The organism is Rhodococcus sp. ACT016 (assembly GCF_050477185.1).
Taxonomy (GTDB): domain Bacteria; phylum Actinomycetota; class Actinomycetes; order Mycobacteriales; family Mycobacteriaceae; genus Prescottella.
In genome coordinates, this window is the sequence record NZ_JBEAET010000001.1 from 4196639 (window position 1) to 4216813 (window position 20175).

Annotated in this window: 15 protein-coding genes; 10 read left to right on the plus strand and 5 right to left on the minus strand. The window is 68.2% G+C overall.

Features of this window, described 5'->3' with window-relative positions; all coding sequences use genetic code 11:
• Window positions 1-20: 20 nt before the first annotated feature.
• The gene (gene clpB / locus ACQ5DX_RS19425) at window positions 21-2573 is read right to left on the minus strand and encodes an ATP-dependent chaperone ClpB (RefSeq protein WP_430334114.1); all 2553 of its coding nucleotides are present in this window, start codon (window positions 2571-2573) and stop codon (window positions 21-23) included.
• A gap of 244 nt (window positions 2574-2817) precedes the next feature.
• Between clpB and ACQ5DX_RS19430 the strand changes: the two genes are divergently transcribed.
• The 6 genes from ACQ5DX_RS19430 (at window position 2818) to ACQ5DX_RS19455 (ending at window position 11304) form a co-directional block, all read left to right on the plus strand.
• Window positions 2818-3981, plus strand: coding sequence for an FAD-binding oxidoreductase (locus tag ACQ5DX_RS19430; protein WP_430334115.1), 1164 nt, complete (start codon window positions 2818-2820; stop codon window positions 3979-3981).
• Window positions 3982-4303: 322 nt separating this feature from the next.
• Complete coding sequence (locus ACQ5DX_RS19435) at window positions 4304-5521, plus strand: ABC transporter substrate-binding protein (RefSeq protein WP_430334116.1); 1218 nt, start codon at window positions 4304-4306, stop codon at window positions 5519-5521.
• 17 nt (window positions 5522-5538) lie between these two features.
• Complete coding sequence (locus tag ACQ5DX_RS19440) at window positions 5539-6036, plus strand: nuclear transport factor 2 family protein (protein WP_430334117.1); 498 nt, start codon at window positions 5539-5541, stop codon at window positions 6034-6036.
• 131 nt (window positions 6037-6167) lie between these two features.
• Complete coding sequence (locus tag ACQ5DX_RS19445; protein WP_430334118.1) at window positions 6168-7022, plus strand: NmrA/HSCARG family protein; 855 nt, start codon at window positions 6168-6170, stop codon at window positions 7020-7022.
• A 36-nt stretch (window positions 7023-7058) separates the two neighbouring features.
• Window positions 7059-7826, plus strand: coding sequence for an FAD-binding oxidoreductase (locus tag ACQ5DX_RS19450; protein ID WP_430334119.1), 768 nt, complete (start codon window positions 7059-7061; stop codon window positions 7824-7826).
• 79 nt (window positions 7827-7905) lie between these two features.
• On the plus strand, window positions 7906-11304 hold the full coding sequence (locus ACQ5DX_RS19455) for a protein kinase domain-containing protein (RefSeq protein ID WP_430334120.1): 3399 nt from the start codon (window positions 7906-7908) through the stop codon (window positions 11302-11304).
• Between the two features lie 17 nt (window positions 11305-11321).
• Here ACQ5DX_RS19455 and ACQ5DX_RS19460 read toward each other — a convergent pair whose 3' ends face one another.
• From ACQ5DX_RS19460 to ACQ5DX_RS19475, 4 genes are all read right to left on the minus strand, one after another.
• Window positions 11322-12899, minus strand: a complete 1578-nt coding sequence (locus tag ACQ5DX_RS19460) for an AMP-binding protein (RefSeq protein ID WP_430334121.1) — start codon at window positions 12897-12899, stop codon at window positions 11322-11324.
• A 139-nt stretch (window positions 12900-13038) separates the two neighbouring features.
• Entirely contained in the window at window positions 13039-13863 is an 825-nt protein-coding gene (locus tag ACQ5DX_RS19465) for an SDR family NAD(P)-dependent oxidoreductase (protein WP_430334122.1), read from the minus strand.
• Window positions 13864-13871: 8 nt separating this feature from the next.
• Complete coding sequence (locus ACQ5DX_RS19470; protein ID WP_430334123.1) at window positions 13872-14705, minus strand: mycofactocin-coupled SDR family oxidoreductase; 834 nt, start codon at window positions 14703-14705, stop codon at window positions 13872-13874.
• Window positions 14705-15514, minus strand: coding sequence for a mycofactocin-coupled SDR family oxidoreductase (locus ACQ5DX_RS19475; RefSeq protein WP_430334124.1), 810 nt, complete (start codon window positions 15512-15514; stop codon window positions 14705-14707). The genes ACQ5DX_RS19470 and ACQ5DX_RS19475 overlap by 1 nt, the downstream gene beginning before the upstream one ends.
• A gap of 285 nt (window positions 15515-15799) precedes the next feature.
• Between ACQ5DX_RS19475 and ACQ5DX_RS19480 the strand changes: the two genes are divergently transcribed.
• The 4 genes from ACQ5DX_RS19480 to ACQ5DX_RS19495 all read left to right on the plus strand — a co-directional run bounded on the left by ACQ5DX_RS19480 (window position 15800) and on the right by ACQ5DX_RS19495 (window position 20168).
• Window positions 15800-16978, plus strand: a complete 1179-nt coding sequence (locus ACQ5DX_RS19480; RefSeq protein ID WP_430334125.1) for a Rieske 2Fe-2S domain-containing protein — start codon at window positions 15800-15802, stop codon at window positions 16976-16978.
• A 42-nt stretch (window positions 16979-17020) separates the two neighbouring features.
• The gene (locus ACQ5DX_RS19485) at window positions 17021-18202 is read left to right on the plus strand and encodes a hydroxylase (protein ID WP_430334126.1); all 1182 of its coding nucleotides are present in this window, start codon (window positions 17021-17023) and stop codon (window positions 18200-18202) included.
• 43 nt (window positions 18203-18245) lie between these two features.
• Window positions 18246-19178 carry a biphenyl-2,3-diol 1,2-dioxygenase gene (gene bphC / locus ACQ5DX_RS19490; protein ID WP_430334127.1) on the plus strand — a complete coding sequence of 311 codons (933 nt, stop codon included), beginning with the start codon at window positions 18246-18248 and terminating at the stop codon, window positions 19176-19178.
• Between the two features lie 198 nt (window positions 19179-19376).
• Window positions 19377-20168 (plus strand): IclR family transcriptional regulator, encoded by a 792-nt coding sequence (locus tag ACQ5DX_RS19495; RefSeq protein WP_430334128.1) that lies wholly within the window; start codon window positions 19377-19379, stop codon window positions 20166-20168.
• The last annotated feature ends 7 nt before the right edge of the window (window positions 20169-20175 follow it).

The following is a 20175-nucleotide window of genomic DNA, read 5'->3' on the forward strand; positions in this document are numbered from 1 at the left end:
GGCGCACCGGCGCGAAGCGCCTAACCGAGCACCAGGTGATCGCCGTCCTCGGAGACGGTCACCGGCACGGTGTCGCCGTCGCGGACGGTACCCGCGAGCAGCAGCTTGGCCAGCTGGTCGCCGATCGCCTGCTGGATGAGCCGACGCAGCGGACGCGCGCCGTACTGCGGGTCGTAGCCGCGCACGGCGAGCCAGAACCGCGCCGAGTCCGACACCTCGAGCGTGAGCCGACGGGCCGCGAGCCGGGTGGCCAGCTGGTCGAGCTGGATGTCGACGATCGACTCGAGCTGCTCCTCCGACAGCGGATCGAAGACGACGACGTCGTCGAGCCGGTTCACGAACTCCGGCTTGAACGCCGAGCGCACCGCCGCCATCACCTGGTCGCGATCGCCGCCCGCACCGAGGTTCGAGGTGAGGATCAGGATCGTGTTGCGGAAGTCGACCGTGCGGCCCTGACCGTCGGTGAGCCGGCCGTCGTCGAGCACCTGCAGCAGGATGTCGAACACGTCCGGGTGCGCCTTCTCGACCTCGTCGAACAGCACCACGCTGTACGGGCGCCGACGCACCGCCTCGGTGAGCTGGCCGCCCGACTCGTAGCCGACGTAGCCGGGAGGGGCACCGACGAGCCGCGCCACCGAGTGCTTCTCGCTGTACTCGGACATGTCGATCCGCACCATCGCGCGTTCGTCGTCGAACAGGAAGTCCGCCAACCCCTTCGCGAGCTCGGTCTTGCCGACGCCGGTGGGGCCGAGGAACAGGAACGAGCCGGTGGGCCGGTTCGGGTCGGCGACGCCGGCGCGGGCGCGGCGCACCGCGTCCGAGACCGCCTGCACCGCCTCGGCCTGCCCGACGACCCGCTTGGCGAGTTCGGTCTCCATCCGCAGCAGCTTGGCGGTCTCGCCCTCCATCATGCGGCCGGCCGGGATGCCGGTCCATGCGGCGACGACATCCGCGACATCGTCCGGCCCGACCTCCTCCTTGAGCATGACGGCCCCGTCCGAGGCGCCGTCCGACACGGCCGCGGCGGCCTCGAGCTGCTTCTCCAGCTCGGGGATCCGGCCGTAGCGCAGCTCGGCGACCTTGCCGAGGTCGCCGTCGCGTTCGGCGCGCTCCTCCTCGCCGCGCAGCGCCTCGAGCTGCTCCTTGACCTCGCGCACCGAGTCGATGGCGTTCTTCTCGTTCTGCCACCGGGCGGTGAGCTGACGCAGCTTCTCCCGGTCGTCGGCCAGTTCCTCGCGGAGCTTGACCAAACGATCCTTCGACGCCGCGTCGGTCTCCTTCGCGAGCGCCATCTCCTCGATCTCGAGGCGACGGACGGTGCGCTCCACCTCGTCGATCTCGACGGGCCGCGAGTCGATCTCCATGCGCAGGCGCGACGCGGCCTCGTCGACGAGGTCGATCGCCTTGTCCGGCAGGAAGCGCGACGTGATGTAGCGGTCCGACAGCGTGGCGGCGGCGACCAGTGCGGAGTCGGTGATGCGCACACCGTGGTGCACCTCGTACCGCTCCTTGAGGCCGCGCAGGATGCCGACGGTGTCCTCCACGGACGGCTCGCCGACCAGCACCTGCTGGAAGCGACGCTCGAGCGCGGCGTCCTTCTCGATGTACTTGCGGTACTCCTCGAGCGTGGTGGCGCCGACGAGCCGCAGCTCGCCGCGGGCGAGCATCGGCTTGATCATGTTGCCGGCGTCCATCGCCGACTCGCCGGTCGCACCGGCACCGACGATGGTGTGCAGCTCGTCGATGAACGTGATGACCTGGCCGGCCGAGTTCTTGATGTCGTCGAGCACGGCTTTGAGGCGTTCCTCGAACTCGCCGCGGTACTTGGCGCCGGCCACCATGGACCCGAGGTCGAGCGAGATGACGGTCTTGCCGCGCAGCGACTCCGGCACGTCGCCGGCGACGATGCGCTGCGCGAGACCCTCGACGATCGCGGTCTTGCCCACGCCGGGCTCGCCGATGAGCACCGGATTGTTCTTGGTACGCCGGCTCAGCACCTGCACGACGCGGCGGATCTCGGTGTCGCGGCCGATCACCGGGTCGAGCTTGCCCTCGCGGGCCCGTGCGGTGAGGTCGGTCGAGTACTTCTCCAACGCCTGGTAGCTGCCCTCCGGGTCCGGGCTGGTGACGCGGGCGCTGCCGCGGACCGCGGTGAACGCGTCGCGAAGTGCCTCGGGGGTGGCGCCGTGCCCGACCAGGAGCTTGGCGACGTCGGAGTCACCGGACGCGAGCCCCACCATGACGTGCTCGGTGGAGACGTACTCGTCGTCGAGTTCGGTGGCGAGGTGCTGCGCCGCGGTGATCGCGGCGATCGCCTCGCGGCCGAGCTGCGGCTGCGTGGTGGCACCGGTGGCGCGCGGCAGCCGATCGACGATGACCTGCGCCTCGCGCCGCACCACCGTGGGATCGACCCCGACGGCCTTGAGCAGCGGCGCGGCGATGCCGTCGGTCTGATCCAACAGCGCGACCAGCACGTGTGCCGGGCGGATGTCGGGGTTACCCGCCGCGGACGCCGACTGCAGCGCAGCCGTCAGCGCGGCCTGGGTCTTGGTGGTGGGAGAGAACGAGTCCACTGGTCACCTTCCTTGCGACGAACCAACAAGATCATTGTGCCGGGTGAAGGAGATCGCCCGGCCTGTCGTTCTCCTCAACGAACGAAATGTTGAGTCTGTTCCACTCAACTTCGACAATCTTACGGAGATCTACCCCACGCTCGGCGAGGCCACCGACCGGCCGGGATCCTCTCCGGTGCACACTGGTGGTCGGTTCCGGCGCGTGATCGCGGCCCCGGAACCGGAACGCGCGAGGGAGGACGTCGTGGACACGGCCGAGATCAGGATCATCCGCACACATTTCGCTGCCGTCACCGCGTCGGACGATCATCGCGACCGCTTCGCCCGCACCTTCTACGCCCAGTTCTTCGCGCGGCTTCCCCAGTGCCGTTCGCTGTTCCCGGCGGGCATGGACAACCAGCGCGCCAAGCTGGTCGCCGCGGTCGAGTACATCGTGCGCGGACTCGACGACATCGATCGACTGCTGCCCTTCCTCGCCCAGCTGGGCCGCGACCACCGTAAGTACGGAGTCGCGCGTGAGCACTACGCCGCCGCCGGCAACGCGCTGCTCGACGCGATCCGGGACATCGACGCCGACGAACCGTGGAGCCCCGGAGTCGATTCGGCGTGGCGGGAACTGGTCGCACTGGTCACCACCACGATGTCCGACGCCGCCGAGGCCGACGACTTCCCCGCACTGTGGGAGGCCACGGTCGTCAGCCACGAGCGGGTGCTGCGCGATCTCGCGATCATCCGCCTCGAGAGCGACTCACCCGTGCCGTACGCCGCGGGCCAGTACGTGAGCGTCCAGATCCCCCAGCGTCCGCAGATGTGGCGGTACCTGTCGCCGGCGATCCCGACGAACCCGTTCGGCCAGCTCGAGTTCCACGTCCGCCGAGTCTCCGGCGGATGGGTAAGCCCGGCAATGGTCAACGAGACCGCGGTCGGCGACCGCTGGCAGATCAGCTCTCCGCTGGGCGGCCTGCACGTGGACCTCGACAGCGAGAAGGACGTGCTGATGATCGCGGGCGGCACCGGGCTGGCTCCGCTGCGTGCCCAGGTGATGGACATGGCCCACCGCGGCATCAATCCGCGGGTCCACCTGTTCGTCGGCGGCGCGTACCCGTGCGACCTGTACGACATCGAGACCCTCTGGCACCTGTCGCTGAGCAATCCCTGGCTCACCGTCGTTCCGGTCACGACGGAGAGCGAGAACCCGTGGTGGCACCCGTATCCCGTGCTCGAGCCGCCGCACGGAATGCATCAGCGACTGCAGGGGCCGATCGGCACCGTGGTGAGCCGGTTCGGTTCGTGGGCCGACCGTCAGGTGCAGATCTGCGGATCACCGTCGATGGTGAAGACCACCGCCTACGCGCTGCAGTTGGCGGGCACGCCGGTCGAGGCGATCTCCTACGACCCGCTGCGCTGACGGAAACCGACCAGTCAGCGGGAGATCCCGTAGGAACCGCAGATCCGCGGTCGTAGCGTCGTTGCCGACTGCACCGCCGCCGTGAAACGCGGGCGGCGCGCGCCCGCCCCACGGAACCGATTACCGATCGCGAACCGACCCCCGATACGGGGCGTCGGTCGATCACATGCGCCATCGAACCCCAAAGCCACTGACGCACAAGGTGTTTCGATTTCCCCTCACCGGCAACTCGACTTGACGTAATCCACGTCACACCCTTAGCGTCTGCGCAACCCAAGCACATGCTTGTGATCCGTCGTGTCTCCGTTGGAGGAACCCTGGCATGAAGATTCGACACTCTGCGCTCGTGACGGCACTGGCCGTCTGCGCCCTCGCCACCGCAGGCTGCTCAGGCTCGGCGTCCGGCGCCGACGGCGGGGAGGACGGCCCGTACCGGGTATTCGTCACCGGAGCCATCAGCGGGCAGGGCTCGCTGGCCGCCAACGCCCAGACCTCGATCCTCGCGGCGAAAGCCGGCGCCGAGGAGGTCAACAAGAACGGCGGAATCGGCGGGCGCCAAGTGGAACTCACCGTCGTCGACGACGGCGGGGACGCCACCAAGGCCGTCTCGAACCTGCGTGAGGCGATCAACTCCGGCAAGAAGCCGGATCTGTATCTCAATTCCGGGCCGTCGACCGTCTCCGCCGCCACGCTCCCGATCCTGAAGCAGAACCACATCCTGTCGTTCAACGTCGGCCCCACCGACAACTCGTCCGACCCCCAGCAGTTCCCGCTCAACTTCGACCTGTCGCCGTCGCCGACCGAATACGCGGTGTCCCTCGCCCGCTACGCGAAGAGCAAGGGCTACCAGCAGGTCGGCGTCATCCACGGCAGCAGCGCGTACGGCGAGGCCTTCGGCAAGGCGATGGACTCGGCCCTGTCGGCCGAGGGCGTCAGCAAGTCGGGCACCGAGGAGTACGACGTCGCCGCGCTCGACATGACCGCCCAACTGCAGGCGCTGAAGAACAAGGGCACGCAGGCTCTCGTCATCGACGCCTACGGCGCGCCGTTGGGTTACCTGCTCAACAGCTTCGAGCGTCTGGACTGGAGCATCCCCCTGATCGGCAACACCTCGGTCTCGGGTACCGCACTGATCGCGAAGCCGGCACCGGAGGGAGCACTCGGCACCCGCGCCGCGTCCAACCTCGTCATGCAGGTGTTCCCCAGCACGGTCTACGACCCCGCCGACACGACGGTCAACACGATGGTGAGCGCGATGGCGGCGCTGGGTTCGATCCCGTCGACGTTGATCCTGGCCGACAACTACGACCCGTTCGGACTGGTCGCGGCCGCCGCCGACAAGGTGGGATCGACGTCGGATCCGCAGAAGCTCGCCGAGGCGCTCGAGGACCAGCAGGTCCTCGACAACGCCAAGACTGCGTTCCTGCCTCGCTACCACTACACGTCGGAGTCGCACGCACCGAACCTCGCGGACGACGGGTACCAGTTCGTGGCACCGAGCAAGCTGCTCAACGGCCAGTACGGCAACCCGGCCGCCTGACCCGGAAGGGCGAGGACATGACGAATCAACCCCTTCACGCACCGCCGGCCGCGCCCAGCGGTTCGCTCGAGGATCGGCTTGCCGCGGTCGAGGACACCCTGGCCATCCTCCAACTGGAGGGCGCCTACGCACCGGCGTGGGATTCCGGTGACGCCGAGGCCTGGGCGGATCTGTTCACCGAGGACGGGATCTTCGAACTGGCGGAGGTCGGCGCGGTGCCCGGCACCACGATCCTGGGTCGGGACGCGCTGCGGCAATTCTGTGTCGAGTTCACCGCCCGCACGCCGGGCATCCACCTGCTGAACACTCCGTCGATCGTCCTGGACGGTGACGAGGCGACAGCGCGGATCCACTTCGAGTTCCGGTCCGGCGGCACCGGCGACGGCGAGACCCGGCAGGCGCACGTCGCCGGCCACTACACGGTCCGGTACCGGCGGACACTCGACGGTTGGCGGATCGCGCACCGGCACGAGGTGGCAGTCGGCCGGACCCGCAGCTGGTTCTATTCGTACTGATCTCGCACCCACCGGTGGCCGCGATCGTGTGTTCTGCCACGATCGCGGCCTCCGGTGTCGTCGTGCCGGGCTCGACACCGGAGGTACGCTCGCGTCGGAAGCACCCCGTGTCATCGACCGGAGGAGATCCGATGGCCGACACCCCGATACTCGTACTCGCCGCCACGGGCGGACAGGGAAGAGCGGTCGCCGCCGCGCTGTTGGAGCGGGGCGCGTCGCTGCGCGCACTGGTGCGCAACCCGATGTCCGACGGCGCCCGTTCCCTGGCCGAGAAGGGCGCCGAGATCGTCACGGGTTCCCTGGACGACGGCGACTCGCTGGCGGCGGCCATGCGCGACGTCGCGGCAGTCTTCGCGATGACGACGCCGTTCGAATCCGGCGTCGAGGCGGAGATCACCCAGGGGCGCACGATCGTCGCAGCCGCCGAACGGGCACGGGTACCGCACCTGGTGTTCAGTTCGGTGGCCGGCGCCGACCAGAACAGTGGCGTCCCGCATTTCGACAGCAAGGCCGTCATCGAGGCGGAGCTGGCCGCCGGCGGCCTGTCCCACACCATCCTCGGACCGACCTACTTCTTCGACAACGCCCTCGGCGGCGCCGACCGGATCCGCACGGAGGGTGTGCTGGACCTGCCGCTGCCGCCGGATCATCCTCTGCAACAGCTCGATCGCCGAGATCTGGGAGCCTTCGCGGCACGCGTCCTGCTCTCCCCCGAACGCTATGTCGGGCAGCGGATCGAACTGGCAAGCGATGCACCCACGCCCGAGGCCATGGCCGGGATCCTCACACGCGTGATCGGCTCCCCCGTCCAGCACGAACAGGTGCTGCTGGACTCCATCGCCGATCCCGACATGCACGCGATGTGGCGGTTCCTGAACGGTCCCGGCTACCAGGTCGACCTGGACCACCTGCACTCCGCGTTCCCGGAGGTGCGGTGGACGTCGTTCGAGGACTGGGCCGGGCGCACATTCGGCGCGCCCAGGTAGGAGCGGCGAACCCGATCACCGGGAACAATGGTCGGCATGGAGCAGCAGACCTGGACCGCCACCGTCGTCGAACACCACCGCCTGCGTAGGGATCTCGCCGTGGTACGCCTGATCGGCGAGCCGGTCCCCTTCCGGCCCGGCCAGTTCGTCGACGTCACCGTTCCCCGGCATCCACGGCTGCCGCGACGCCTGTCGCCCGCGCTGCCACCGTCGCTCGACGGCAAGATGGAGTTCCACGTGCGGGCGGTACCGGGCGGCTGGGTCAGCGGCAGCATCGTCGGCGACACCGTGCCCGGCGAGCAGTGGCAGATCTCGGCGCCGCGCGGCGCCCTCACGGTCGACGAGAACGGGCCGACGGTCGTGATGGTCGCCGGCGGGACGGGCCTGGCCCCGCTGCGCTCGATCATCCTCGACCTCACGCAGGTGGCGAATCCTCCGCAGGTGTACCTGTTCGTCGGCGGCCGCACGGTCCAGGACCTCTACGCGTCGGACATGCTGTGGATCCTCACGCAGCAGTTGCCGTGGCTCACTACCATTCCCGTCGTCGAGGACGTCACCGATCCGGGTGTGCCCGACGAGTGGTACGAGCGGATCCGCGCCGAAGTCGGCGACAACGTGCTCGCCGGGTTCGACGACGACTACCTCCTCGAGGGCACGCTCGGCGACGTCGTCGCCGCGCACGGCGCGTTCGTCGACCATCAGGTGCTGGTGTGCGGATCTCCCGGCATGGTACGGAGCACCCGAGACCGACTGGTCGCGACGGGAACACCTTCCGACGCAATCCGATTCGATCCGGTCGGATAGTTGCGCCGCCGCCCTACCATGGTGGGGCAGACGCGGCGCGCAACCAGCGAATCGCGTGGACGCACGAGGTGATGTGTCGATGGGTGCGGACGAGGAAGTCACCCGGCGGGGCTCGGGCGGAACGATCGCGGCAGAGTTGGCTGCCGAGGGGTTCGAGGATGCCTGCGAAGTCGGCCGCGGCGGCTACGGAGTGGTCTATCGGTGCACGGAGGCCGCGCTCGAACGGACCGTTGCCGTGAAAGTGTCCACGGCCGGATTCGACGAGACCAGCCGCGCCCGCTTCGTCCGTGAACAGCGGGCGCTCGGCCGCTTGTCCGGGCATCCGAACGTCGTCGAGGTGCTCCAGGTCGGCGTGACGACGACCGGGAGCCCTTTCATCGTCATGCCCTACCACAAGGAAGGCTCACTCGACGCCCGGATCCGCCGCTACGGGCCCCTGACCTGGCAGGAAACGGTGCGGATCGGAGTGAAGCTGTCCGATGCCCTCGCCGCCGCGCACCAGCTCGGGATCCTGCACCGCGACGTCAAGCCGGCGAACATCCTCGTCACCCGGTTCGGCGAACCCCAGCTGAGCGACTTCGGGGTGGCGCGGATGAGGGGGGCATTCGAGACACAAGGTATGGACGCGGCCGGCACGCCGGCGTTCACGGCGCCGGAGGTCATGCTCGGCACGCCGGCGTCGATCTCGTCGGACGTCTACGGCCTGGGCTCCACGCTGTTCTACTGCCTGACCGGTCACGCCGCCTTCAGCCGTCGCACCGGCGAGAGCGTCAACCGTCAGCTGCGCCGTCTGGCGTCCGAACCGATCCCCGACCTTCGACCGCGCGGAATACCCGACGAGGTCTGCATTGCGCTCGAGCACGCGACGTCGCCGGATCCGGACAGGAGACCTGAATCTGCCGCGGCGTTCGGCGAACTATTACGCGCGACCGTCTCGGACAGCTGGATCGACCGGCCGGACAGTCCGTCGAGGCCACTGACGCTGTCGGGACCGCTGGGCCCGACGCCACGGTCCGGAACGACGCCCCTGCCGCCGGTGGCCAGAACCAGGTTCCATCCACCCGACACGGCTCGGACGTTCGTCGATCGGGACCGACTGATTCGGTCGCTCGCCGGCGGGCGCGGGCGTCTGTTGACCCTCATCCATGCACCTGCCGGCTTCGGCAAGACGGTGCTGGCCTCGCAGTGGCGTTCGGTCCTCGTGTCCGAAGGAATGCCGGTGGCATGGCTGAGTGTCAACGCGGACGACAACAACGTCGTCTGGTTCCTCGCACATTTCACGGAGGCGATCGGTCAGGTCCGACCCGACCTCACGAAGGATCTCGGCCAGGCCCTCGAAGAGTACGGCGACGAGGCAGTGCGGTTCGTGCTCACCACACTAGTCAATCTGGTCCACGATCGAGACGAGGCCATCGCGGTGGTGATCGACGACTGGCACCTCGTCACCGACCAGTCCACGATCGAGGCGATCGAGTTCCTGCTCGACAACGCATGTCACCACCTGCAGCTGATCGTGACCAGCCGAACGCCCTCGGGGCTGCCGCTCAGCCGGATGCGAGTGCGGGGCGAACTGGTGGAAGTGGGACAGGACGAGATCCGTTTCGACGCCGAGGAGACCCGCCAGTTCCTCGACGAGCTCGGCGACGTCCATCTCGGGGACCACGACGTGCTCGCGTTGCGCGACACCACCGACGGCTGGGCGGCCGCACTGCAGTTGGCATCGTTGTCGTTGCGCGACGCGGACGACCCGACGGACGTCATATCCCACATGTCCGGGCGCAGCCGGGCCATCGGCGAATATCTCGCCGAGAACGTACTGAACGCTCTCGAACCGTCGATTCTCGAATTCCTGATCACGACCTGCATAGCCGAGCGGGTCTCCGGCAGCCTCGCAAGTCGGCTGGCGGGTGTGCCGAACGGCCAGGCACTGCTCGAGGACGTCGAGGACCGAGACCTGTTCCTGCGAGCAGTCGACGACGAACGGACGTGGTTCCGCTACCACCATCTGTTCGCCGAGTACCTGCGCCGTCGACTGGAGCGGGACTACCCTGGCCGCGCCCAGGAACTGCACGGCACGGCATCACGCTGGTTCGCCGATCACGGCATGGTTCGGGAAGCGGTCGACCATGCGCTGGAAGCAGGAGAGCCGGACCTCGCCGCGGATCTGGTCGAGGCGAAAGGAATGCAGCTCGTCGAGAACGCACAGATGTCCTCGCTACTCGGGCTGATCGACAAACTCCCTGCCCCACTGGCGGACTCGCGGCCACGGCTGTTGATCATCGAAGCCTGGGGGCACGTGCTGCTGCACCACACGTCCGAGTCGGTGGAGTCGCTGTTGAGGCGGGCCGAGGACGGGCTCCACCAGCAGCCGGCAGACGACTGCGCTCGTGACGACCTGCTCGCCGAGGCGATGATGCTGCAGGGCGTCGTGGGCGTGTTCGCGGATCGTATCGAACACCTCGCCGAAGGGGCCGCGCATTGCTTCGCCCGCGCGGACACGTTGCGCCCCTTCGTTCTCGCGGGCGCCGCCAACAATGCATCGTTCGAGGCGCTGCACAGCTTCGACTTCCACGGAGCGCGAATGTTCCAGGAAAAGGCTGCACCCCAACATGATTCGACGCTGGGACCGCTGGTTGTCGTGTACGGGTACTGTTTCGCCGCCTTCGCGGCCCGCGAACAGCTCGACTACCCGGCGGCAGACGACCTCTGCCAACGCGCGTTGCACCGCGCGAAGCAACACAGCGTCCATTCGCATGTCGCGCGCCTCGCCGGGGCCTTGCTGGGCTCTCTGTTGTACGAGCGGGACCGCGTCGAAGAGGCCGAGACGCTGCTCGACGAGTGTCACGAACTCGGATCCGAGGGAGGCGCCGTCGATTTCATGCTGCTCACCTACGGACTCGGCGCGCGGGTGAAGGCACTGCGTGGCGACATGGACGGTGCCCGTGCCCGCCTGGACGAGGGTGCCCAGATCGCCCGCACACTCGAGCTGCCACGACTCGCCGCCCGAGTCGAGAACGAGCGCGTCCGATGCGGGTTCGCTTCGCACCCGGACGGAACCGCATCGCTTCCGGACGGCACGGGCAACGGCATCGCGATCGCCACCGCCGATCTGCACGAGGATTCCACGATCCAGGTCCTACTCAGGAACCCGTCGCCACCCGACGCGGACACCGCGCGTGACCTGGCGCGGGAACGCCTGGAACGGATTCGGCAACAAGAACGTCCGCTCGCGCTCCTGCGCGCAGAACTGCTGTACGCGCTGTGCCTGCATACCGCGGGGAATCCCGACGACGCCTTCCTGGAAGTCGTTCCCCCACTCACGCGCTGCGCGCCGTTCGGGCTGGTCCGCACGGTCCTCGACACCGGCCCCGGCATGAAGGATCTGCTCACGGCGCTGCGCGCCGGTGGCCAGGACGGGGATCGAGTTCCGTCGTCGTTCCTCGACGCCGTCCTGGCCGCTGACACCCGGCCGTCCTGATCGGACGGCCGCATCGGTCAGACGGAGCGGGTCGCACCCTCCCAGAACTGCGCGCGCAGCGCCTTCTTGTCGAGCTTGCCGAGCGGCGTCAGGGGAAGCGAGTCGACGAAGTCGACCGACTTGGGCGCGTGCACCGAGCCCTTTGCGGCGCGGACCCGGTCGACGAGTTCGGCGGCGTCGACGGTATGACCGTCACGCAGCACGACGCAGGCCTTGACGGACTCGCCCCACTTCTCGTCGGGCACACCGACGACGGCCACCGACGCCACTGCGGGGTGGCCGGAGATGACGTCCTCGATCTCGCGCGGGAACACGTTGAAGCCGCCGGTGACGATCATGTCCTTCTTGCGGTCGACGATGTAGAGGAAGCCGTCCTCGTCGGCGCGGGCGATGTCGCCGGTGTGCAGCCAGCCGCCGCGCAGCGCCTCCGCCGTCTCCTGCGGCTTCTTCCAGTACTCCTTCATCACGAGCGGTCCGCGGACGCAGATCTCGCCGAGTTCGCCCTGGGCGACCTCGTGCAGGTCGTCGTCGAGCAGGCGCACGTCGAGCCACGGCACGGGGCGACCGCACGAGGCGAGGCGCTCGACGTTCTCCGGGTCGTGCTCCTCCTTGCGCATCACGGTGATCGTCATGCCGCACTCGCTCTGCCCGAAGTACTGGAAGAAGATCGGGCCGAGCTTGGCGATGCCCTCCTGCAGCCGGGTCGGCGACATCGCGGCGGCGCCGTAGAACAGGGTCTGCAGGCTGGAGACGTCCCGGGTCTTCAGGTCCGGATGGTCGAGCAGCATGTAGATCATGGTTGGCACCAGCATGGTCGAGGTGATCTTGTACTTCTCGATCGCCTCGAGCACGGCGCCCGGCTCGAACGCCGGCAGCACCACCAGCGAACCGCCGCGCATCAGCGTCGGCACGAAGAACGCCATGCCCGCGTGGGAGAGCGGCGTGCAGGCGAGGAAGCGCATCTCGTCGGGGAACTGCCACTCGGCCATCTGAATCTGCGGCAGCGTGACACCGGAGCGGAAGGTGTTGACGACGCCCTTCGGCTTGCCGGTGGTGCCGCCGGTGTAGACCATGCTCGACGGGTCGTCGCCGTCGACGTCCGCGGCCACCAGACGCTGCGGGGTGAACTTCTGCGCCAGTTCCAGGATGTCGACGCCCACCTCGGACGGGCCGAGCGAGAACAGATTCTTCAGCGACGGCACCGCGGCCTTCAGTTCCGCGGCCCGACCCTCGAACGCCGTCGGATCGAAGATCAGCGTCTCGATCTCGGCGTCACCGAGGATGTAGCTGTGGTCGTCCAGCGAGCCCATCGGCGCCAGCGCGGTGTTGCGGCAGCCGAGGATCATCTGCGAGCCGACGCTGATGAGGACCTCGGGGCGGTTCTTCGACAGCATCGCGACGGTGGAACCCTTGCCGACGCCCAGCGACTCGAGTGCCTGCCCGAAACAACTGATCTGGTCGCGCATCTGACCGCCGGTGAGCACGACGTCACCGAGGTAGAGCGCCGGCCGATTCGCGTTGCGCTCGAGCGCGGTGATCAGCAGGTCCGCAAGGAAGCGTGGGCGGTGGAGGACGTCGGCGAGCTCGTCGGTCATGTGTGTTCCTTCTGCGTGCGCTCGGGACACGACGGCTCACTGCATGCCCGCCGCGCCACGGTCGGCCGGTGTGGTCCGGGTCACGGACACGATAACCGGATTTCCGCAAAACTGGAACCTGTTACACCCGACGAATCGATCAGTTCCGGCCGTCGAACACCGCGTCGGGACGCAACTTCTCACCCAGCACGCGGGCCCGCTTGGACGCGAGCCGGTCGAACGAGTCGGGGTGGGTGAGGATCCAGAAGTCGTTGCGCGCGATGCCCTCGAACAGCAGCTTCGCGGCGGTGTCCGGGGTCATGCCTTCCCGAATCTGATCGCGCCAGAACCCAGCGTCGGCCGCGGTGGCGTCGTGGACGGGGGCGTCCTCGAAGATGCGGGTGGCGACCTGCCCCGGACTGAACACCGACACCGCGATCTGCGGGAAGACCTCGGCGCACTCGAGGTAGAGGCACTCGGTGAGCGCCTGCACGCCGTGCTTCGACGCCGCGTACGCCGTCATCCGCGGAGTGATCGCGATGCCGCCCACCGAGCACGTGTTGACGATGTGCGACGGGCGCGGGTCGGCGCCCATGCGCGGCACGAACGACCGGATGCCGTGGAAGACGCCCAGCAGGTTGACGTCGATCACCCGGCGCCACTCGTCTGCGGGAACCTCCCACGTGAAACCGAGCGACTCGAGGCCGGCGTTGTTGAGCAGCACCGATACCGCACCGAACTCGGCGTACGCGGCGTCGGCGAGCGCATCCACCGCGGCCGCATCCCGGACGTCGGTCGGCACCGCCAGCACCGAACCACCGGCAGCGCGCAGGTCCGCCGCGACGGCGTCCAGACGCTCGGCGGAGATGTCGGCGAGCACGACGTTCATGCCCAGTTCGACCGCGCGGCGCGCGGCGCTCTCCCCGATGCCGCTACCGGCGCCGGTCACGACGGCGGTGCCGCCCGCCAGATCCTCGAATCGCATGGTGCCTCCTACTTCACGCAATGGCCGGCGTCGACGGGCAACGTGACACCGGTGATGAAACGGGACTCGTCGGACGCCAGGAACAGGCTCGCGTTCGCGATGTCCTCGGGTTCGATCATCGCGACCGGCAGCAGATGCATCGACTGCAGGCCCGCCTCGAACTGCTCCTGCGTCGGATTCTCGACGCCGGGGCAGAACGTCCGCATGGTGGCCGGGTTCTCGATCATCGGGGTGCGGGTGTTCGCCGGGTGGATCGTGTTGACCCGGACCCGGTGCGGCGCAAGCTCGTTGGCGAGCGACTTCATCAACCCGACCACACCGTGCTTGGCGGCGGTGTAGTGGCCGACACTGACCAGCCCGCGCAGCCCGGCGATGGAACTGATCAGCACGATCGAGCCGCCCCGGCCGCCGTCGATGATGTGCGGGATACCGGCCTTGCAGGTGCGCCACACGCCGGTGAGGTTGACGTCGATCATGGTCTGCCAGCGGTCGGCGTCCATCTCGACCACCGGGCCCGACGAACTGATGCCCGCGGTGCCGCAGATGACGTCGAGTCGGCCGAGGGCCTCGACGCCCCCGGACACCGCGGCATCGAGCGCCTGCTGGTCGCGCACGTCCACCTCGAACGCACAGATCTTGCGGCCGAGCCCCTCTACCAGGCGCACCGTTTCGGCGAGGTCCTCCGACGTCGCCCCGGGAGTGGTCGCGTGCTCGACGGGCGCGCACACGTCGATCGCGACGATGTCGGCGCCCTCCTGCGCAAACCGCACCGCCTGCGCACGGCCCATGCCCCGCGCCGCGCCGGTGATCAGCGCGACCTTGCCTTCGAGACGTCCGGTCATCACGCCACCTTCTGGGTCTGGCCGGCGTCGACGACCATCTGCAGGCCTGTGACGTACCGGGATTCGTCCGATGCCAGGAACAGCACCGCGTTGCTCACGTCGATCGACTCCACCCACGGCACCGGCAGCAGCATCCGCTGCGACAGCACCTCGGCGACATCGGCCTCGGTGGGGTTCTCGAGGTCGGGGCGCAGCCGCGCGAACGTGGTCGGGTTGATGGTCATGGGCGTCGCGACCGCGCCCGGGTGAATCGAGTTGACGCGGATGGACCGCTTCCCCAGCTCGTTCGCGAGGGTCTTCGACAGACCCGTGATCGCGTGCTTGGCGGCCGAGTAGTGCGATGCGCCCGGCACCGCCTTGATCGCCGCGGTCGAACTGACGATGATCACCGAGCCACCGGCCGGATTCATCTCGGCGACACCGGCCTTGACTGTGTGCCACGTGCCCGTGATGTTCACGTCGATCGATCGGTTCCAGATGGCGTCGTCGATCGTCCACGACGGTCCCGGGTTGTCGCAGATGCCCGCGTTCGCCACGACGGTGTCGAGCGGCCCGAGTTCGCGCACACCGGCCTGCACCGCCGCGGTGACGGCGTCGAGATCGCGGATGTCGGCGGTGGCGGTCACCGCACGCCGTCCGAGTTCCTCCACGAGGCGCGCGGTTTCGGCCAGGTCGGCCTCCGACTGCTGTCCGGGCAGGTCGACCACGACGACGTCGGCGCCCTCCTCGGCGAGACGAACCGCGTGCGAGCGTCCCATCCCCTTACCCGCACCCGTGATGAGCACAACCTTGCCGGCCATCCGTGTCATGGTCTTCCCTCACCGCTCGTCCGCAACATGATCAGTTCCTTTCGCCCGAGTCGCGACGCTAGCCAGCGGGTCGGGGGCCGCGGCAGGGATCCTCCCGCGTGGTGGGAGGTGCGCCCGGCGTCCGCGGCCGGGTCCGAACCGAACCGCGCGATCGCGCGTCGAACGGGCGCTATATCACGAAGTCGGAGGCGTTCCATCCAGCGGGAGAGTCCCTTCACACCCGACACGCCGCCGAGTTCTATGAGGCGCATCACAGGACAGCCCCCTGACGGCACGGAGGAACACATGTCACTCGACACCGCTCCCACGAACGGCTCGTCTGCCGAGACCGACGAGATTCGCGAGATCGTGGCTGCTGCAGCGCCCACCCGCTTCGCACGCGGCTGGCACTGCATCGGTCTCATCCGGGACTTCAAGGACGGCAAGCCGCACTCCATCGAGGCGTTCGGCACCAAGCTGGTCGTGTTCGCCGACAGCAAGGGCGAACTCAACGTCCTCGACGCGTACTGCCGGCACATGGGCGGCGACCTGAGCCAGGGCGAGATCAAGGGCGACACCATCGCGTGTCCGTTCCACGACTGGCGCTGGAACGGCAAGGGCAAGTGCACCGACATCCCCTACGCCCGCCGCGTTCCCCCGGTCGCCAAGACCCGCGCGTGGACCACGCTCGAGCGCAACGGCCAGCTGTACGTCTGGAACGACCCCCAGGGCAACCCGCCGCCGGCCGACGTGACCATTCCCGAGATCGCGGGCTACGGCACCGACGAGTGGACCGACTGGAGCTGGAAGACCCTGCGCATCAAGGGTTCGCACTGCCGCGAGATCGTGGACAACGTCGTCGACATGGCGCACTTCTTCTACATCCACTACTCGTTCCCGCGGTTCTTCAAGAACGTCTTCGAGGGCCACGTCGCCACGCAGTACATGCACTCGACCGGCCGCGAGGACATCGTCTCCGGCACCAACTACGACGACCCCAACGCCGAGCTGCGGTCGGAGGCCTCGTACTTCGGTCCGTCGTACATGATCGACTGGCTCGAGTCGGACGCCAACGGCCAGACCATCGAGACGGTCCTCATCAACTGCCACTACCCGGTCAGCAACAACGAGTTCGTGCTGCAGTACGGCGCGATCGTCAAGAAGCTGCCGGGCCTGTCCGACGAGGAGTCGGAGGGCATGGCCGCCCAGTTCGCCGAGGGTGTCGAGATGGGCTTCGAGCAGGACGTCGAGATCTGGAAGAACAAGGCGCCCATCGACAACCCGCTGCTGTCCGAGGAAGACGGCCCGGTGTACCAGCTGCGCCGCTGGTACCAGCAGTTCTACGTCGATGTCGAGGACATCACCGAGGACATGACCAAGCGCTTCGAGTTCGAGATCGACACCACCCGGGCGGTCGCGAGCTGGCAGAAGGAAGTTGCGGAGAACATCGCCAAGCAGGCCGAAGGTTCCGCCGCGACGTCCTAGTCACCGGCACGTAGAACCACACCCACCAGAAGGAAATTCACTATGAGCTACGAAGTCCTGGCCCGCATCGAGGCCGCCGCCGACGACATCTTCGTCGAAGGCATCGAGGCCGAGCGGATCGGCAAGGTCGCCGACGCGACCGCCAAGCGCATGAAGGAGTTCGGCTCGATCCGCATGCTCCAGCCCAAGGAGCACGGCGGGCTCGAGGTCCACCCGCGCGAGTTCGCGGAAACCGTCATGCGGATGGCGTCGCTCAACCCGTCGGCCGGCTGGGTCCACGGCATCGTCGGCGTGCACCCGTGGCAGCTGGCCTTCGCCGATCCCAAGGTCCAGCAGGAGGTCTGGGGTCAGGACCAGGACACGTGGCTCGCGTCGCCGTACATGCCGGGCGGCATGTGCGTGCCGGTCGACGGCGGTTACAAGTTCTCCGGCAAGTGGTCGTTCTCCTCGGGAACGGACCACTGCGACTGGGCCTTCCTCGGCGCGATGGCGTGCAACCCCGACGGCAGCATGGAGATGCCGCCCCGCATGCTGCACGTGATCATTCCGCGCACCGACTACGAGATCATCGAGGACTCGTGGGACGTCGTGGGCCTGCGCGGCACCGGCTCCAAGGACGTCGTCGTCAAGGACGCGTTCGTGCCCGACTACCGCGTCATGGACTGCGACGAGGTCATCGACGGCACCGCCGTCCGCAAGTATGGCCGCACCGAGACGCTGTACCTGATGCCGTGGTCCAACATGTTCCCGCTCGGCATCACGTCGGCCACGATCGGCATCTGCGAGGGCGTCCTGCACCACGCCAACGAGTACCAGCGCGAGCGGATCAACCCGCAGGGCACCGCGGTCAAGGACGATCCGTACACGATGTTCGCGGTCGGCGAGGCCACCGCGAAGCTGCAGTCGGCCCGGGACTCGCTGCTGGCCAACGTCGATCGCATGTGGGATCTGGTGGACGCCGGTAAGACCCCGACGTTCGAACAGCGCGCCCAGGGCCGCGAGACCCAGGTGAACGCGGCGTGGCAGGCCGTGCAGGCCATCGACGCCGTGTACGCCCGCTGTGGAGGCAACGCGCTGCGCATGGACAAGCCGATGCAGCGCTTCTGGCGTGACGCGCACGCCGGCCTGCACCATGCGATCCACGTCCCCGGCACCGTGTACCACGCCGCCACGCTCAGTGGCCTGGGTGTGGACCCGCAGGGTCCGCTCCGCGCGATGATCTGATCCACCGGATCCACAACACTCGAATCCACAACGGAGACAAAACATGACGAACCCCAATGTCGGCGGCTTCGGCTCCGACATCCGCGCGCTGGGCTACGTGAAGGTCCAGACCAACGACATCGAGCGCTGGCGCACCTTCGCCTTCGACGTGCTCGGCTTCGCACAGGGCACCGGCCCGGACCCCGACGCCCTCTACCTGCGCGTCGACGAGCGTGCAGCGCGCATCGTCGTCGTCCCGGGTGAGACCGACGAGGTCGTCACCGTCGGCTGGGAGGTCCGCGACCACGCCGCCCTGGTCCGGGTCACCGAGGCCGTCGAGCGCGCCGGCATCGCCGTCAAGCCGCTCTCGCTCGAGGAGGCGGACGCCCGCCGCGTCGAGGAGGTCGTGACCTTCCAGGATCCGGCCGGCACCACGCTCGAGGTCTTCCACGGCGCGGTCCTCGACCACAGCCCCGTCGTCACCCCGTTCGGTGCCAAGTTCGTCACCGGCGCACAGGGTCTCGGCCACGTGGTGCTCCCGACGATGGATCCGAACGGCACGTTCGACTTCTACACCGATGTGCTCGGCTTCCTGCCGCGCGGCGCATTCCGCATCCCGGCTCCGCCGGAGTTCGGCCCGCTGCGGGTGCGCTTCCTTGGCGTCAACCAGCGCCACCACAGCCTCGCGCTGTGCCCGGCCCCGCACGGCGGAGCCCCCGGCCTGGTGCACATCATGGTCGAGGTCGACACGCTCGACGCCGTCGGCCAGGCACTCGACCGTGTCATGAAGGACGGCTTCTCGGTATCCTCGACGCTGGGTCGCCACACCAACGACAAGATGGTGTCCTTCTACGTCCGGGCCCCCGGCGGCTGGGACATCGAGTTCGGCACCGACGGACACCTCGTGGACGAGACGTTCTACACGTCCGAGGAGATCACCGCCGACAGCTACTGGGGCCACGACTGGTCAGGCAGCGAGCCGCTCGCCGCGATGTAGCGCACCCTCCAGAACAGAACACTCTGCTCCCGTCAGGGGGAACCCCGTCCTACCAGGGACGTCGGGTTCCCCCTTTCGGCATATCTCGATCTTGGTGATCTACTTCACAAACTCAGAATCGTGTGTCATTATTTCTAATCGAAATACCCATGTCAGATGGGTTTGACCGCGATGCTCGACAGAGTGAGGGAGACATCGATGAGCGCACCAGCGACCGCAGACTCCACCCCGACCGCGATTCTCGAACGGGTTTCACTGGTTCTCGACACCTTCGACGGCCCCGGCCGTCTCACCCTTGCGCAGGTCGTGAAACGGACGGGGCTGCCGCGATCGTCGGCGCATCGGATGCTCGAACGCCTCGTCGAGATGCGGTGGCTGCGCCGCGACGGACGCGACTACGAGCTCGGCACCCGCCTGATGGAGCTCGGCTCGCTTGCGGTCCACCAGAACCGCCTCCACAGCGCCGCCGCCCCGATCCTGCAGGAACTGCACCGCGTCACCGGCTACGTCGTGCACCTCGGCGTCCTCGACGGATCCGACGTCCTGTACCTCGACAAGATCGGTGGACGACTCGCGGCCGAGTTACCGACCCGCGTCGGCAGCCGCTACCCCGCCCGCAACTCCGCAATCGGCAAGGCGCTGCTCGCGTACACCCCCAACGGCGCCGAGAACCTCTCCGAGTTCACCCCGGAGCTGCACAAGGTTCGCGAGATGGGCGTGGCATACGAGGTCAGCCAGATCTCCGGCGGCATCGGCATCATCGCGGTTCCGGTCGGACCGGTCGGCGGTGTCCTCGCCGCCCTGTCGATCTGCGGACCGACGAGCCACCTCAAGTTCGATCACCGGCACGCGGCCCCGGTCCGGATGGCCGCCAACGCGATCCTGCAGACCCTCACCGGACGCAGCAACGGCGCCGCGCCGATCGCCCACCGCAACAGGCTCCAGAGCCTGCCCACCGCGACGCCCCGCGTCCGCCTGCAGTACGCCTGACCCGCGA